The sequence below is a fragment of the Helicobacter canis genome, assembly GCF_008693005.1.
Classification (GTDB): Bacteria; Campylobacterota; Campylobacteria; order Campylobacterales; family Helicobacteraceae; genus Helicobacter_B; species Helicobacter_B canis.
On record NZ_VXKE01000006.1, the window covers coordinates 139162 to 155057 of the forward strand.

A 15896-nucleotide genomic window follows, 5' to 3' on the forward strand; every position below is an offset into this window, starting at 1 on the left:
CTCTTCTATTTAGAACTGCACTTTTGGCACAGACTCTAGCCGCTGCGCTTCAAACTCTAGCGTCTTGCGATCATCTTTTAAGCGCGCAAACATTGCGGAGATAAGCACATTAGGGAAGCTTTGCTTGTAGGTGTTGAAGTTTGTTACGCTATCGTTGTAGGCTTGGCGAGAGAAGGCGATTTTGTTCTCCGTGGTGGAGAGCTCTTCGGTGAGAGAGAGCATATTTTGGCTAGCTTTTAGATCTGGGTAGGCTTCTAGTGTGATATTTAGCCCTTGGAGCGCGTGCATTAGGGTGGATTCTGCTTGCTCTAGCGTGCGTAGAGACTCTTGGCTAGAATCCACTTTTTGCAAGGCGGCTTTAGCGGCATTTCTCGCTTCCACGACTTTAAGCAGTGTTTGCTCCTCGTGGGAGAGATAGCGTTTTGCCACTTCGATAAGATTGGGGATAAGATCATAGCGTCTCTTTAGCTGCACTTCTATTTGTGCGAAAGCATTTTCCACGCGATTGCACAGCAAAATCAAGTGATTATAAATGCTTATGCCATACACCAGCAAAGCCAGCGCAACAAGCCCAATAGCCACACCCCACACCATAAACACTCCTTAGAAATTTTATATTTACAAAAGATAAAACATTATACAATCCGCCCTTTAAAAATCCTTTTACATTAGCCGATATTTGCTAGTCATAGTCTCTTAAATCCTAACCCAAATCCACCCTAAAGGCACACAATGTCTGCAAAAACAATCAACCAGCAATTAGAAGAGCTTTTTACCACCTCTGAGCAGAAGATGATCTCCCACGAGTCTATCGCACAGATTCTAAAAAAGCCCCCCACAAGCGCACAGACAAAGAAAATCCTAGAGCTAGCTAAAAAGCATAAATGCGAGCTTGTGAGCTCATCGGAGCTGGCTAAAACACTCAACACCCAAGACAAAATCAAGCTAGAAGAAGAGCGCAAGAAGCTTCTAGATGAAGAGCTTGAAGAAGAATTTGACTTTATGAAAGAGCGCGAGCTGTTAGAGTGGAGCAGGAGCGATAGCCCTGTGCGTATGTATCTGCGCGAAATGGGGCAGATTGATCTACTCACTAAAGAAGAGGAAGTCGAGCTAAGCAAGCAGATAGAATTTGGCGAAAATATTATCCTTGATGCTATTTGCTCTGTGCCTTATCTTATTGACTTTATCTATGACTACAAAGACGCGCTCATTAACCGCGAACGCCGTGTCAAAGAGCTGTTTAAAAGCTTTGATGATGAGGGCGATAGCGATGGAGAAAACTTCGAAGAAAATGATGAAGAAGAGAGCGAAGACGATAATGAAGAAGGCAAACGCCCCATTTCTAAGAAAGATCAAAAGCGCATTGATAGAGTGCTAGAGAGCTTCAAAGCCCTTGAAAAAGCCAAAAAGGACTGGCTAAAGGTGCTAGACTCGCATGCGGATATGAAGTTTGATAATAAAGTCGATGAGCTTGTGTTTATCCTAACACTTGCGCATAAAAAGGAGCTGCTAAAATCTAGGCTGCTTGATCTAGGACCTACAAGCAAGCTCATCAACGAAATCGTAAAAGCTATGGAAAATAGCCTAAAAAATGGCGATGGCTTTGAGCGCGAGCTAGCCCGCCTAGAATACAAGCTCCCACTCTTTAATGACACCCTAGTCCAAAACCACCAGAAAATCCTTAGCAACATCACCAATATGAGCCGCGATGAAATCATCCAAGCAGTCCCAGAAGCGACTATGGTAAGCGTATATATGGAGCTAAAAAAGCTCTTCCAAACCAAAGAAGCAAGCGAAAGCAGCTTCAACATCGACCCAGAAAAGCTTAAAGAAATTTTAGAGCAAATCAAGCGCGGTAAATCCATCTCCGACAAGGCTAAAACCAAAATGGCAAAGTCCAATCTCCGCCTAGTTGTAAGTATCGCTAAGCGTTACACCAACCGCGGTCTGCCATTTTTAGATCTTATCCAAGAAGGCAATATCGGGCTAATGAAAGCGGTGGATAAGTTTGAATACCAAAAGGGCTTTAAATTCTCCACCTATGCCACTTGGTGGATCCGTCAGGCAATTTCTCGCGCCATTGCCGATCAAGCCCGCACGATTAGAATCCCAATCCATATGATAGAGACAATCAATAGAATCCACAAAATTATCCGCAAGCACCTGCAAGAGACGGGCAAAGAGCCAGATGTCGAAGTCATCGCTGAAGAAGTGGGGCTAAGTGTGGATAAGGTCAAAAATGTCATCAAAATCACCAAAGAGCCAGTGAGCCTAGAAGCCCCTATCGGCAGCGATGATGATGGGAAGTTTGGGGATTTTGTGGAGGACAAAACCACGCCAAGTGCTATGGATCATATTTTGAAAGAAGACCTACGCGCCCAAATCGATGAAGTGCTCTCCCAGCTCAATGACAGAGAGCAATCTGTCATTAAAATGCGCTTTGGGCTGCTAGAAGATGAGAGCGACCGCACGCTAGAAGAGATTGGCAAAGAGCTTAATGTAACGCGCGAGCGCGTGCGCCAGATAGAATCCAGCGCGATTAAAAAGCTTAAACACCCAAAAGTGGGCAGAAAACTCAAAAACTACATAGAAGAGTAGCTATGCGCGTGATAAAATCTAGCATTAAGCGCGCATTATACGCGCTTGGACTCTCGCAAAAGACTATCACACATCTAGGCTTCTCTTACACGCGTGGGAAGAGAAATGTGCGCATTGGGGTTTTTGTGGTGCAAAGGGTGTGTAGGCAGATTCTCATAGGGGGGGGGGCGACTAGGTAAGGATTCAGCTTTTTGGCTAAAAACGGCGATTTCTGCGCCGCGCTGCGTCGATAGACCTCAAGTCTTATCTTCCTTGCTCGGCTTGAAAAACGCCGTTTTTAGCTCAAAAATCTTAGAATCCCAAAGCGGTAAGAAAAACAAGCACAAACTCCCAAATCCCACCGCGAGCGACTCTGCACTAGAATCCACCTTTCATCGTCATTGCGAAAAAATCCGCAAGGATTTTTGTGGCGATCCACACACCGCCCAAGCCCTAGAATCCACTTTTACACAAAGCCCTGATTCTATCTCTACAATCCTAGAATCTAAAAAGCAAGATTCTAGCAAATCCCCATCACAAGCCGACTCCCTGTCATCGCGAGACTTCCGCAAGGAAGTCGTGGCGATCCACAGCACAAGCCTAGATTCTAGTGCAAACGCAGTGGATTCTATGGATTCTAAAGAAACATCGGCTATCGCCGAGCGGTATCCCTTGTTTTCTAAAGAAACCTGCTGCGCTACGCTTTGCCACGCGGACAAGTCCGCTCGCAATGACAAGAACTTAGATTCTAATAACAACGCCCAAAAGTGCCTAGAATCCACTTTTGAAAACACCCACGCTCAATACGATTCTAAGCGTTGCGGTGGGGCTTTGCAAGCTTTGGGGCAATTTGGGGGTGGGAGTTACCTAAGCGGTAATGACCGCCCACAAATTGCCCCAATCTTGTCGAATCGCTCACCCAAGACTGAATCGCCACAAGTCCAAACCCCGCCTGTGCTAGTCTCTCTCACCTCCTTCCCCGCCCGCCTCCCCTATCTCCACCACACACTCTACTCTATCCTAACCCAAGACTACAAAGACTTCCATATAGCCTTGTTTCTTAGCTCTAGCGAGGTGCGCCCAGATGAGCTCCCGCGTATCTTAAAGATTTTTGCAAGGCTCGGGCTGCTTAGTATCCACTTCGTAGAAGAAAATTTGCGCGCGTATAAAAAGCTCTTTTACGCCCTGCAAGCCTACCCAGAGCATATCATCATAACCATCGATGATGACCAAATCTACGCCCCAAACACCATACGCCTCCTGCTAGAATCCTACAATAAATTCCCGCGCGCGATCCACACGCACCTAGCCTATGATGGCGCGTATATGGCAGATATTTTGGAGCTAGATTCTGCTACATACTGCGCGATTATCAAAGAGAGCTCCCCCCACCTAGCCCTAGCAAGCGTGGGCGTATCAGGCGTGCTTTACCCGCCAAGAGCCTTTAGCCAAGAGTTTTTCAACACACAAGCAATCCTTTCGCTCGCGCCTTATAGCGATGATTTGTGGTTTTTTGTGATGAGTGTGCTAAATGATGTGCCAAAGGTGCTTGTGAAAAACGCGCTAGAGCACCCTAAAGAATCTAGCATAGCCATCGATGAGAGCCCCAATCTCTGGGAGATAAACTGCGAGCAAAATCGCAACTATGATCAACTCCGCGCCCTGCTAGAAGCCTACCCACAAGCTAGGGCAAAGATCTTAGAGTCGCTAGGGCTAGCAGATCCCAAAACCCCAAACCCTAGAATCTAGCTTCTAGTGATTGTGCTATAGATTGCCACGCTTTAGAGAGCAAGTCTCGCAATGACAAAGCGCGATTAGTGAAAGCTTAGATTCTAGTGTTTAATATGTAAAGTTTGTGTCAAGTTTGGCTATAATGCCAGCCTAACTCCCCCAAATGTAAGGACTACGATGCCCCAAAGCCACGCCCCAAAGGGACTTACCTATAAAGATTCTGGTGTTGATATTGATTGTGGCAATGCCCTAGTTAGCGCGCTAAAGCCTTTGGTGCAAAGCACATTTTCACCCCAAGTGATCGGCGGTATAGGCTCGTTTGCCGGAGCATATACCCTGCCTAGTGGGTATAAAGAGCCTGTGCTCCTTGCAGCCACCGATGGCGTAGGCACGAAGCTAAAGCTTGCCATAGAGTCCAATAAGCTAGATTCTGTGGGGATTGATTTAGTAGCAATGTGTGTCAATGACCTTATTTGCAACTTTGCTACACCGATGTTTTTCCTAGACTATTACGCCACGGGCAAGCTTGATAAAGATTCTGCCCTGCGCGTGATAGGCGGCATTGTAGATGGCTGCAAGCAGGCGGAGTGCGCGCTCATTGGCGGAGAGAGCGCAGAAATGCCTAGTATGTATAAGGACGGGGACTTTGATCTAGCGGGCTTTGCCGTAGGCATTGCAGAAAAAAGCGAAGTAGAATCCACTTTGGGTGCTAAGGCTGGCGATGTGCTTATCGGGCTGCCTAGTAGCGGGCTACACTCTAATGGCTTCTCTCTTGTGCGCGCCCTGCTCTTTGATAGGCTCAAAATGCGCTTTAGCGATAGGCTAGATTCTAGCTCACTTATTGACACACTCCTAGAGCCTACTAGAATCTATGTCAAAACTTTTAAAGCTCTAAAGCCGCTTATCCACTCACTAGCGCATATCACAGGTGGAGGTATCGTAGAGAATCTCCCTCGCGCCCTGCCTAGCCACCTTGGCGCGCGTATTGATACAAGTGCGATCCCCAAGCAAGAGATATTTACACTTTTGCTTAAACATATCGAGCGCGAAGAAGCTTACCGCGTGTTTAATATGGGGGTTGGAATGATTTTTGCTGTGGCAGAAGAAAGTGTCGCTGAAATTCTTGCCAAAAGCGATGGATTTGTGCTAGGCGAAGTTGTAGAGCAAGAAGGCATTACACTCATTTAAGCCCTTAGGGGTGATTAAGGACACATATTGAAATCTCTTATCAAAACCTACGCCCTGCCTTTGCTAGTGTTGTTCATAGGTGGCGGACTTTACTATGTGGTGTTCTCCAAAAGTGTCCAATCACGCCTAGGGACTAAGGGTGAGAGCACCGCTGCGCTAGATTCTAGCCTAATCACACCAGAATCTAGCCCACCATCAGCTAGCCCCCAAGGTGAGATCTACACCACAGAGCAAGACACCCTACATCTCCCTAGCGCAGGAAAAGAGCCTAGCATAGACTCTAGCACAGAGCAAGGCGCACCACAAGAGCTAGACCCGCTAGATTCTACACCCTCTAGTGATGGTGCGCTTGCAGCAAGCGATGGTAGCTCCGCCCCAGAATCTGGCACAGGGAGCATTGAGCCAGAGCCCACCACACAGGCACAGAGCGAGCCTGAGCCAAAGCTTGAAGCCATCTACTACTCCAAAGCTACAAATCTCAATATCCGCGCGATCCCTAAGACTTCTGGGCGCATTGTAGGGCGGCTTGCCCTAGGGCAGAGCGTGGTGGTTGTGGAGATAGAAAATGAGTGGGCGAAGCTTGACTCTGGCGGGTGGGTGAGCCTAGCTCTACTCTCTCCCACACAGCCAAGCGAGCGGCTCTATGTCGTTATCCCAAATACCCTAAATATCCGCCAAAGCCCAGAATCTGGCGCGCCTGTGGTAGGCGCACTCTATAAAGGGCAGAAGGTCCAAGTCCAAACCACACAAGATGAGTGGGCTAGACTTGATTCTGGCGGGTGGGTGAGCCTACGGCTTATCAAAGCCCTATAATGCGCTATCTCTGCGTCTTTGGCAATCCTATCGCACACTCGCTCTCGCCCCTTTTGCACAACGCAGTCTTACAAAGCTACAAGCTTCCCTATCTCTATGGGCGTTTTATGCTTGATAGTGGGGAGAATCTAGGCAAGACATTTGACAAGCTAGATCTTTGTGGGGCAAATATCACGCTACCTTTCAAGGAGCACGCCTACCTTGTAGCGCACTCGCTCTCGCCCTTAGCCAAACGCATTGGCGCAGTGAATACGCTTGTGCGCACTTCATCTGGCAAAATTTGTGGCTACAACACCGATGCCCCCGGGTTCATCGCGAGCCTTTTGCTTAGTGGATTTAGGCTTGGAAGTGCTAAAGGCTTAGAAGAATCGCTCCAAAGTGAAGAGATGAGCAAGCTCGCACCACTTTTGGAGCAAAGCAGTGGCGAGCGCATAGAATCTGCGCTAATTTTAGGAGCTGGGGGCAGTGCCAAAGCCCTAGCGTGTGCCTTGCAAGAGTGCGGCACGCCTGTTGTGGTCGCAAATCGCTCAAGCAAGCACGAAGCATTTTTCACACAAAGACAAATCCCTTACTGCCTATTTGATGAGCTAGATTCTAGTGCGCGATTTGATCTAATCATCAATGCCACAAGCTCTAGCATAGCCCAAGCCCTCCCCCTACCAGAATCCACTTTAGCCCCCCTACTTACGCGCTCTAAACTTGCTTATGATCTAATGTATGGCAGGCTCACACCTTTTGCGCACATAAGCAAAGAGTGCGGCACAGCTTACAAAGATGGTGCAGGTATGCTGATCTTGCAAGCCCTTAGTGCGCTTAGACTTTTCTGCCCAGAGCTAGCTGACACCCCTAGAATCTACACAATTATGCGCAGTGTTTTCACACAAGGGCGCAGTGCGTAGCCTACCCACCCTATAAGCTTGTAAAGAAACCTAGCTAAAGACTCTTATAGCCTTAGCTATAAATCAAGCAAAATCTCCCCTAGATTCTAGCTAAGCTACGCGCGCTTCTCCTGCACTTCTGCAAAAGCCTAGATGTGCCATAATTACGACATTTTCTTAAATATTTGTATATACAATTATTTAAGAAAATATTAAATTCTTTGTGTTATAATCGCGCTTCACTTTTTAAGCTACCAATTATAAATGATTAGAATCTAGGAGTTTCTATGCGATATATGCGATATGGTATTGCGCTACTACTTTGTGCCTATGCTTATGGGCTATCTTGGCAAGCTGCGCCATCACCAGTGCTAGAATCTAGCGCAAGCGTAAGTGTAAGCACCGCGCCTTCAAGCGAGCCTGCGAATGCACCAGCCACACAAGATGAGCCAGCCCTAGGGGTCAATGAGCTGCTTAAGCAAATCGATGATCTCACCAAAGATTCCGCCCAAAAAGTAGGGCTAAGAGACCTGCTAAGTGGCGCGGATAATAACTACTCCCTGCAAGCTCAAATGCTCCAAGCCCAATCAAACAAAAAAATCGCTTCAGTCGCTAAAGCGGCGTTTTTGCCTAGATTTGATGTCGATTATGGCTACCAGCACAACTACAAAACCATCGACAATATGATGCAGTTTGGTAACTTTGGTAACTACCAAACCCAAGCAGCAAATGCGCGCTTCTCGCTTGATCTCTTTAGCGGCTTTAGCACCATCAATATGATCCGGGAGAAAAACGCCACCTACCGCTCATCAGTCGCCGATGTAGAATACACTAAGCAAAGTATCTATCTCCAAGTGATCCAGCAGTATTACAGCTATTTCAACAATCTCTCCCAGCTCCTCTCGCTCAAACGCCAGCTTGATCAAGTGCGTGCGGATTTAGTGCGCACACAAAAGCTCTATGACTCTGGGCTCTCCACCATCGATGACCTAGAATCTTTGCGCTCGCAAGTCTCATCAAGCGAATACCAAATCGCTGATATGCGCCTAAGTGTGGAGCAAAATATCCTAATGCTAAAATACCTAACCAACATCGATTTTGATGGCTTAAAGCGCGAGGATCTCACCAACCCAGCTCTAAAAGACAATCTCGAGCGACAGGATATTATCTCGCTAAAAGAGCAGATCAACGCACTAAAATACCAAAACAAGCAGCAGCACTACTACCCCATTGTAACACTAAGCGACACCTACACTTGGCAGATCCAAAAGCCCGAGTATGTAACCAACCCCTCAAAGTTTGGCAGCGATCCGGCGATGGCTTCGTTTTATCAAAGAATGTTCCCCACACACGCTAATACAATAGGGCTAAGCGTTACACTAAGGGTGTTTGATGATATAGGGGTGAGCTTTCAAAAGCAAGCCTTGCGCCTATCCCAGCTCGCCCAAGAAAAGCAGCTAGCCTACAAGCAAGCCGAAAAGACAAAAGATGAAATGCTCTATCGCAAGACCCTTGAAGTCGCACGCTCTAAGATACTCTCTGCTGAAGCGAGCCTAAAGTCTGCGAACATTTCCTTTGACAATGTGCGCAAGAAGTATAACAACCAGCTTGTAAATTTCACTGACTATTTGCGCGCACTAAGCACTAAATACAATGCCGAAGCCACCTACAACCAAGCCCTAAACAACTACGAGCTGCAAAAGGCAAACTACATCTTTTACAGCGGACAGCAAATCCAAGAGTATATTAAATAAGGAGACATAATGAAGCAGATTCTACAAGCAGTGATGATAAGCGCACTTTGTGCAAGCGCGATCTATGCAGAAGAAGTGTATGCGATCTTTAATATCAAAGCCGTGCAAGATGCCAATCTAGCCCTTGATTCTGGTGGGATTGTCGATAAGATTCTAGTCGATGTAGATAGCGCGGTAAAAAAGGGAGATGTGCTACTAACACTTGCTAATAAAGACAAGTCCGCCCAGCTCCAAGCGATTAAAGAGCAATATCTCTTCGCCAAAAAGCAGTATGAGCGATATAGCAAAAGTGCTGATGTAGTCGATAAAAACACCCTAGATCAATACCACTCCAACTACAAAAAGCTAGAAGCTGACTACAACTACTACCAATCAAGCTATGAGAAAAGTATCTTGCGCGCGCCCTTTAATGGCGTAATCGCTGAGAAGAAAATCGAAGTAGGCGATGGGGTGAGCGGGGCTTCTACCACACTCTTGCGCCTTGTAAGCACAAGCAAAAAAATCGTCTTGCAATTTGACTCCAAATACCAAGACAAAGTGCGTGTAGGGGATTTATATGAGTATAGTGTCGATGGAGGTGGCGCGAAAAAGACTGCCACCATTACCAAAATCTACCCAGCAATCGACACTGCCACACGCAAGATGACTGCTGAAGCAGCCGTAGATAGCGCGATGACCCCCGGACTCTTTGGCGATGGCTTTATCAAAACACGCTAGATTCTAGGCTTGGCATAAGGACAACCACAAAGGACAACAATGTATAAATTTGCTATCAATCGCCCCATTGCGACCTTGATGTTTTCTCTGGGGATTATATTTTTTGGCGTGCTTGGGTTTAAGAAGATTCCAACTGCGCTATTCCCCAACATTGACTTCCCCATCGTGCTAATTAGCACCGTGTATCCGGGGGCTTCACCCACAACCATTGAGAGTAAAGTAACTGACAAAGTCGAAGAGCAAGTGCTTGGTATTGATGGGCTTAAGCAAGTTACATCAATGAGCGTGCGCAATACCAGCCTTGTCATCGTGCAATTCCAGCTTGATAAGCCTATGGATCAAGCAGTAAGCGATGTGATCAACAAAGTCTCATCAGTTACCTTTACTGATGCAGATATTCGCAAGCCAGCCATTGATAAGATCGACACCAATGGGCAGGCGATCATCTCGCTTTTCCTTAGCAGCGCGACCCACTCCCAGCCAGATTTGATGAAGCACGCAGATAATATCATCAAACCTCAGCTACAAAAGGTAAGCGGAGTCGGGGGCGTGCAGCTAAATGGCTACCGAGAACGACAGGTGAGAATCTACCCCGACCCAACCCTAATGGCAAAATACAATATCACCTACCCACAAATCGCCCAAGCTATCGGTAGAGAAAACACCGAGCTTGATGGTGGGCGCATTGTCAATGAAACAAGTGAGTTTGCCATCACCACCGATGGCAATAGCCCAAGTGTGGAAAAAGTCGGCGATATTCGTATCACGGATAATCTTTTGCTCCGCGATGTTGCTGTGGTAGAAGATGGGCTAGAAGAGTATAAAACCTACGCGGCATTTGATGGCGTGGGCGGGGTGATTATGGAAGTGCAGAAGATTTCTGGGGCAAATGATATAGCCATAGCTGATGGCGTGTATAAAGCCCTGCCGATGATCCAAGCAGTAAGCCCGGGCTATGATGTGCGGACATTCCTAGATACCACAGAGTTTATCCGCGCAAGCTTGCACGATATTGAAGTGGATTTGATTTTAGGGGGGATTTTGGCGGTGAGCATTGTGTTTGTCTTCTTGCGCAATGTAACAATCACACTTGTCTCAGCGATCTCTATCCCCATTTCTGTGCTTGGGACATTTGCGCTTGTGCAGATGATGGGCTACTCGCTTAATATGCTCACAATGATGGCTATCACGCTCTCCATTGGGATTATCATCGATGATGCGATTGTCGTTATTGAAAATATCCACAAAAAGCTAGAATCTGGTATGCAAAAGCGTGAGGCGGCATATCAGGGCGTGCGCGAAATTGCCTTTGCGATTTTTGCTATTTCTGCGATGTTGCTCTCAGTCTTTATCCCTGTGGGGAATATGTCTGGGATTATCGGCAAGTTTTTCCAAAGCTTTGGGATCACTGTGGCTCTTGCCATTGGTGTCTCCTATATCGTGGTAATGACCGTAGTGCCTATGGCAAGCTCGCTTGTAGTAAGCCCCAAGCAGTCTAGATTCTACCACTGGAGTGAGCCGTATTTTGTCAAAATGCAAGACGCTTATGCTAGGACGCTTAAAGTCGTAATGAAGCAAAAGACCTTAGTAACAATCCTAGTCTTTGGTATCTTCGCTGGCTCTATTGTCGTGCTAAGTAAGCTTGGTATGGACTTTATGCTTAAAGAAGATCGCTCACAGATGTATTTCTGGGTGCAGACAAAGCCGGGTATTAGTATCTATGATATGCGCAAGAAAACAGAAGCCCTGCAAAGAGCCATTATGGCGGACTCTGCCAATGTAGAATACACCACAATCCAAGTCGCCTACGGCAAAACGCAAAACACCAACAAATCCAAAATCTATGTCAAGCTAAAAAACGAAAAACAGCGCAATGTCGATCAATTTGTCTGGGCAAGAAATATGGCAAAGACGCTTTACACCCTGCCTGAAGCACAGGGGCTTGTGATTATCCCAGCAGAAGTCCCACTTATTGGCGGAGGGGATAACTCCGCCTTGCAAGTAGTCATCTACTCGCCATCTCAAGCCCTTGTTGATGAGAGTGCTGCAAAGCTTAAGTCTATGCTCCTTGAGGGCGCGCTTAAAGGTAGCGTGGAAGGATATCACGAGAGTGTATCAGACTGGTCTCCAGAGTATCGTCTGCATATCCTGCGTCAAAATGCCAACCAATATGGCATAACAGCCCAAGATATAGGGCAGGCGATTAGCTCGGCATTTGCCGGAGAAAACAAAGTAGGCTACTACAAAGAAAATGGCAAAGAATACAGCATAACCTTGCGCGTGCCAGATAATCGCCGCTTAAGCGTAGAAGATATTAAGCGCATACAGATTAAAACCGCTAGCGGAGAGAGTGTGTTTATCGATGGGCTTGTAGAGATAGAAGAATCAAGTATGCCCTCCATCATCAATCGCTACAATCGCCAGCGCAGTATCACTATCTATGCCAACCCAGCAGAAAAAGATGGCAAAAAGGTCGATCTAGGCACACTGCTTCGCACCATTGATGAAAAGCGCGCAGAGTGGGCAGAAGAGGGTGTGGGCTATGTCTTTAGCGGAGAAGCGGACAACCTAGCAGAAACACAAGAAGCCTTTGCCATTGCCGTGGCGACAGCCTTTGTGCTAATCTACCTAATCCTAGCGGCGTTGTATGAGTCGATTTTAGAGCCAATTATCATTATGGTAACAATGCCTCTAAGCTTCTCTGGTGCGTTTTTCGCGCTAGGGCTTGTGGGGCAGCCACTTAGTATGTTTTCACTTATGGGGCTTATCTTGCTTATAGGTATGGTGGGGAAAAACGCCACCTTGCTCATTGATGTGGCAAATGAAAAGCGTGAAGAGGGGTATAGTATAGCCGATGCGATCCTTTTAGCAGGGGAGCTACGCTTGCGCCCAATCCTTATGACAACCATTGCTATGGTCTTTGGTATGCTGCCCCTAGCCTTTGCCACAGGGCAGGGCTCATCGATGAAGTCTGCCATTGGGATTTGTATGATTGGCGGGCTTATTGTCTCAATGTTTTTAAGCTTGCTTATCGTGCCGGTGTTTTACAGAATCCTAGCTCCAATTGATGATAAAATCAAAAAGTTCTATAAAGTATCTAGGGATCAAATGCTTGCATAAGGATAGCAAGTGCGTAGCATAATACAAATTAGCCTAGTAGCCCTAGCGTGCTTTGTGTGCCTGCAAGCCACCCCACTAGAATCCAAACTTAAAGCCCCTACTTCACAAGTATTTGTGGGGGCAGGTGCGCTGCTAGCATTCCAGCAAGACTTAGACCCAAGCAGCAAGCCCACCGCTACCTACCCTGCCCTAAGCATATCCGCGCGTGGCGGATATCAATACAGATTTTTTACTCCACTAATCGTGCGCTTGTATTTAGACTATACAATGAGTATGCGCCCTACTGGACTTGAGAGCATTACGACTTCAAGCTTCCTTGTCAATAGTGATGTTGTGTCGTATTTTTACACACTTGGCTCGGTGGATTTTGGGCTCTTTGCTGGGGTGGGGCTTGGGATTGGCACTTATGGCAAAGAAGTGCAAGAAGACCCTAGCACACTAGACTCTGTGCTAGCAAAGGGCTTTAGCGCGTTTGTCAATGGCGGCTTAAGTGTGCTGTTTGCTAGCACTCACCGCCTAGAGCTTGGTGTGAAGCTTCCTATCACAAAGCTAGAGCTAGCACCCACTAGAGCCTACCAAGATACACACTTACTTTTGATATATGACTATGTGTTTTAAGGGATTTGCACATAGATTCTAGCAGCGATGAGATCTACTCGCTCTATCACTGCAGTGTAAATGCCCTCACGCATAAGCTCACAGCTACTTTGAGAGATGACTACGCGTGCTCCTTGGAGCAGTGGAGCTGCTTTGTGGGATCGCGCTTGCTTGGCTGTTTTTGTATGGATTACTAAAGAAGCTGCGGCTGCGCCTTGCTTTGCCACGCCGCCGTTGTCGGCTCGCAATGACAAGGAAGCTGATTGTTTAAAATCGCCTTGATTGTCTTCTTTAAGGATTCTAGGAATTGCGGTGGGGCTGTGGGAGCTTTGCGGATTTTGGGGAAGGTTAGCGAACTTGGCGTTCGTGCCTTTCACAAAATCCGCAACACTGCCGCATTGCTCACCCAAAGCCGAATCCCCCGCACAGACCACACCAAATGTCGGATACCTCTCATCAACCACACACACCTGCACCACCGCCCCCATTAGTGCTTGCGCTTCTCGCGCGTATTTTCTGTCCTTAAACTCCGCTTCTGCCCTAGAGATCTGCCGCTCTCTTTCATTGAGCAGCGGAATCATCGCACTACTAGATTCTAGGGCATAGGCGACTTGCTTGCGCGCTTTGCTCCCTAGAGTAGTGGGCGCATTTGCCACAACTACGCGCTTAGGATTATCACGCATTGCGATTTTTAGCAAGCGGTGGGCGATTAGATCGCTATATCGGCGAATGGGCGAAGTGAAATGCGTATAAGCCTCAAACCCTAGCCCAAAGTGTGCTTCCTTTTTATCTGTATAGCGCGCTTCTTTCTGGGCTTTGATGATTAGGGTATCTAGCTGCTTGCGCGCACTCTCCCCGCGCTTTAGGGCTTCTTTTTGCAAGGCTTGTATTTGGGCGTGGAGATTGGAGCTTTTGATCGTGTAGCCTAGCTCTTTGGCTTGCGAAAACAGCGCATAAATCCTATCATCACTTGGAGGCTCGTGCGCGCGGTATATCCCGCCATCTTCACAGGTACCTGCTAGCACTTGTGCGCTTAAGATATTTGCCAAAAGCATTGACTCTTCTATGAGAGAGTGGCTAGGGCAGGCAGCGTGCGTGTGGATAGACTCTATCGTGCCTTGGGGGTTTAGGCGCATAGTGGTATCACTAGTTATAAAGTCATAGCCCTTTTCTAGTCGCTTTGCCTTTAGCCTTTGGGTAATGGCGTGCAAATCACACAGCCAAGAGAAGCGCGCAAGGTTAGATTCTAGCTCGCAAGCTAGCCTCCTAGAATCTAAAATCGCTTGCGCTTGCTCATAGCTAATATTCGCGCGGGGGGTGATGAGTGCTTCATAGAGCTTAGCAGATCTAGGGAGCTTGGTGCGCCTATGTAGCGCAATCTCCCACACAAGTGCTAGCTTAGGCTCATTAGCGCGCAAGGAGCAAAGAGACTGGCTCAAAGCATTTGGCAGCATAGGGTAGCAAATATGCGGGAAGTATAGGCTAAAGCAGCGCGCTTTTGCCTGTGTATCTAGCTCGGTGTTTGGCAGCACATATTCACTCACATCAGCGATAGCGATATAGAGTGTATGGGAGTCTTGATCCCAAAACACCGCATCATCGTGGTCTTTGGCATCACTTGGATCAATGGTGATAAAGGGCTTATCGCAGAGATTAGCCCTCTCTGGGTAGCAGCTCACATCGACATCGCCAAAGCTCTTGGTGAAAGCTTGTGCAGCTTGGCTAAAGCTATCAGCGAAATTATATTTAGCTAGGATAAGCTTCTCATCAATGCTAGGGTCAAGCAAAGAGCCCAAAACCTTTGTAATCTGTCCAGCACTATACTCAAGCACGCAATACTTAGGCAAGGCGCGCAAAGACTTTTGCGAAAATGGCAAGGAGATGGGCTCTAGGCTTTTGCAGTCTAGGGCGATGATTTTGCCCCTTTTTTGCACAAGACATAGCAGCCTTGAAGCGGGCGCACTAGAGCGGTTAAGCACTTTTATAAGCCTAGGCTCTTTGGGCTTAGTGAGTAGCAGCACCAAGTCGCCATCAGCAAGCGCATTAGCGCGCCTATCTCTCCCGCTCCGTAAGCGTAGCCTCCTGTCCTTTGGGCTAGCGATATTGTGCGCGAAGAGCCCGCCGCTATTTTTATGGACTCTTGCTAGCATAAATACAGGGGCAAGCCTATACAGCCTAGAGTCTTTAGCGATCGCCCCGCAAGCGCGCAGCTGCTCATACACGCTGGCAAATTTCTTGGGTATATCACGCCTACCCACCACAAGACTTACTAGAAACTCCTCCACACAGCTATCCTTACAAACATACTATGCCATTATAGTAGCATTAAGGTCCTTAAAGGCTCTTAGCACGCGCTTGGCATAGCCACACACTTAAGGTATTCTAAGCTATAATCACAGCCACTCCCCCACACCAAAGGACCTAAATGCTCTTTAACTCCTATCTCTTTATCTTTTGCTTTTTGCCTATTGTGTGGGCAGTGTTTCATATTTTAAAAGCATTGAGTGTTAAAAAAGATTCT

Annotated in this window: 12 protein-coding genes; 10 read left to right on the forward strand and 2 right to left on the reverse strand. The window is 47.2% G+C overall.

Annotation, left to right across the window (positions count from 1 at the left end):
* Positions 1–9: 9 nt before the first annotated feature.
* On the reverse strand, positions 10–594 hold the full coding sequence (locus F4V45_RS02575; RefSeq protein ID WP_150336926.1) for a LemA family protein: 585 nt from the start codon (positions 592–594) through the stop codon (positions 10–12).
* 138 nt (positions 595–732) lie between these two features.
* Here F4V45_RS02575 and rpoD point away from each other — a divergent pair, with 138 nt between their 5' ends.
* The 10 genes from rpoD to F4V45_RS02620 all read left to right on the forward strand — a co-directional run bounded on the left by rpoD (position 733) and on the right by F4V45_RS02620 (position 13396).
* Positions 733–2598 (forward strand): RNA polymerase sigma factor RpoD, encoded by a 1866-nt coding sequence (gene rpoD / locus F4V45_RS02580; protein WP_150336927.1) that lies wholly within the window; start codon positions 733–735, stop codon positions 2596–2598.
* A gap of 2 nt (positions 2599–2600) precedes the next feature.
* Positions 2601–2777 carry a hypothetical protein gene (locus F4V45_RS09310; RefSeq protein WP_170235133.1) on the forward strand — a complete coding sequence of 59 codons (177 nt, stop codon included), beginning with the start codon at positions 2601–2603 and terminating at the stop codon, positions 2775–2777.
* 73 nt (positions 2778–2850) lie between these two features.
* The gene (locus F4V45_RS02585) at positions 2851–4326 is read left to right on the forward strand and encodes a glycosyltransferase (protein WP_170235134.1); all 1476 of its coding nucleotides are present in this window, start codon (positions 2851–2853) and stop codon (positions 4324–4326) included.
* A gap of 159 nt (positions 4327–4485) precedes the next feature.
* Positions 4486–5496, forward strand: a complete 1011-nt coding sequence (purM, locus tag F4V45_RS02590) for a phosphoribosylformylglycinamidine cyclo-ligase (RefSeq protein ID WP_150336928.1) — start codon at positions 4486–4488, stop codon at positions 5494–5496.
* Between the two features lie 27 nt (positions 5497–5523).
* Positions 5524–6309: an SH3 domain-containing protein gene (locus tag F4V45_RS02595; RefSeq protein WP_150336929.1), complete on the forward strand. Its 786-nt coding sequence runs from the start codon at positions 5524–5526 to the stop codon at positions 6307–6309.
* Positions 6309–7208 carry a shikimate dehydrogenase gene (locus tag F4V45_RS02600; RefSeq protein WP_150336930.1) on the forward strand — a complete coding sequence of 300 codons (900 nt, stop codon included), beginning with the start codon at positions 6309–6311 and terminating at the stop codon, positions 7206–7208. The genes F4V45_RS02595 and F4V45_RS02600 overlap by 1 nt, the downstream gene beginning before the upstream one ends.
* A gap of 266 nt (positions 7209–7474) precedes the next feature.
* The gene (locus tag F4V45_RS02605) at positions 7475–8941 is read left to right on the forward strand and encodes a TolC family protein (RefSeq protein WP_150336931.1); all 1467 of its coding nucleotides are present in this window, start codon (positions 7475–7477) and stop codon (positions 8939–8941) included.
* Between the two features lie 6 nt (positions 8942–8947).
* The gene (locus F4V45_RS02610) at positions 8948–9658 is read left to right on the forward strand and encodes an efflux RND transporter periplasmic adaptor subunit (RefSeq protein ID WP_150336932.1); all 711 of its coding nucleotides are present in this window, start codon (positions 8948–8950) and stop codon (positions 9656–9658) included.
* 39 nt (positions 9659–9697) lie between these two features.
* Positions 9698–12778, forward strand: a complete 3081-nt coding sequence (locus F4V45_RS02615) for an efflux RND transporter permease subunit (RefSeq protein WP_150336933.1) — start codon at positions 9698–9700, stop codon at positions 12776–12778.
* Between the two features lie 9 nt (positions 12779–12787).
* Complete coding sequence (locus F4V45_RS02620; RefSeq protein WP_150336934.1) at positions 12788–13396, forward strand: outer membrane beta-barrel protein; 609 nt, start codon at positions 12788–12790, stop codon at positions 13394–13396.
* On the opposite strand, the gene F4V45_RS02625 is transcribed toward F4V45_RS02620, so the two are convergent.
* Positions 13393–15660, reverse strand: a complete 2268-nt coding sequence (locus F4V45_RS02625) for an RNB domain-containing ribonuclease (protein ID WP_150336935.1) — start codon at positions 15658–15660, stop codon at positions 13393–13395. The genes F4V45_RS02620 and F4V45_RS02625 overlap by 4 nt on opposite strands.
* Positions 15661–15896: the final 236 nt, after the last annotated feature.

Coding starts and splice junctions, on each gene's coding strand:
- purM (WP_150336928.1), top strand. CDS start 4,486: ATGCCCCAAAGCCACGCCCCAAAGGGACTTACCTATAAAGATTCTGGT.
- F4V45_RS02615 (WP_150336933.1), top strand. CDS start 9,698: ATGTATAAATTTGCTATCAATCGCCCCATTGCGACCTTGATGTTTTCT.
- F4V45_RS02605 (WP_150336931.1), top strand. CDS start 7,475: ATGCGATATATGCGATATGGTATTGCGCTACTACTTTGTGCCTATGCT.
- rpoD (WP_150336927.1), top strand. CDS start 733: ATGTCTGCAAAAACAATCAACCAGCAATTAGAAGAGCTTTTTACCACC.
- F4V45_RS02600 (WP_150336930.1), top strand. CDS start 6,309: ATGCGCTATCTCTGCGTCTTTGGCAATCCTATCGCACACTCGCTCTCG.
- F4V45_RS02575 (WP_150336926.1), bottom strand. CDS start 594: ATGGTGTGGGGTGTGGCTATTGGGCTTGTTGCGCTGGCTTTGCTGGTG.
- F4V45_RS09310 (WP_170235133.1), top strand. CDS start 2,601: ATGCGCGTGATAAAATCTAGCATTAAGCGCGCATTATACGCGCTTGGA.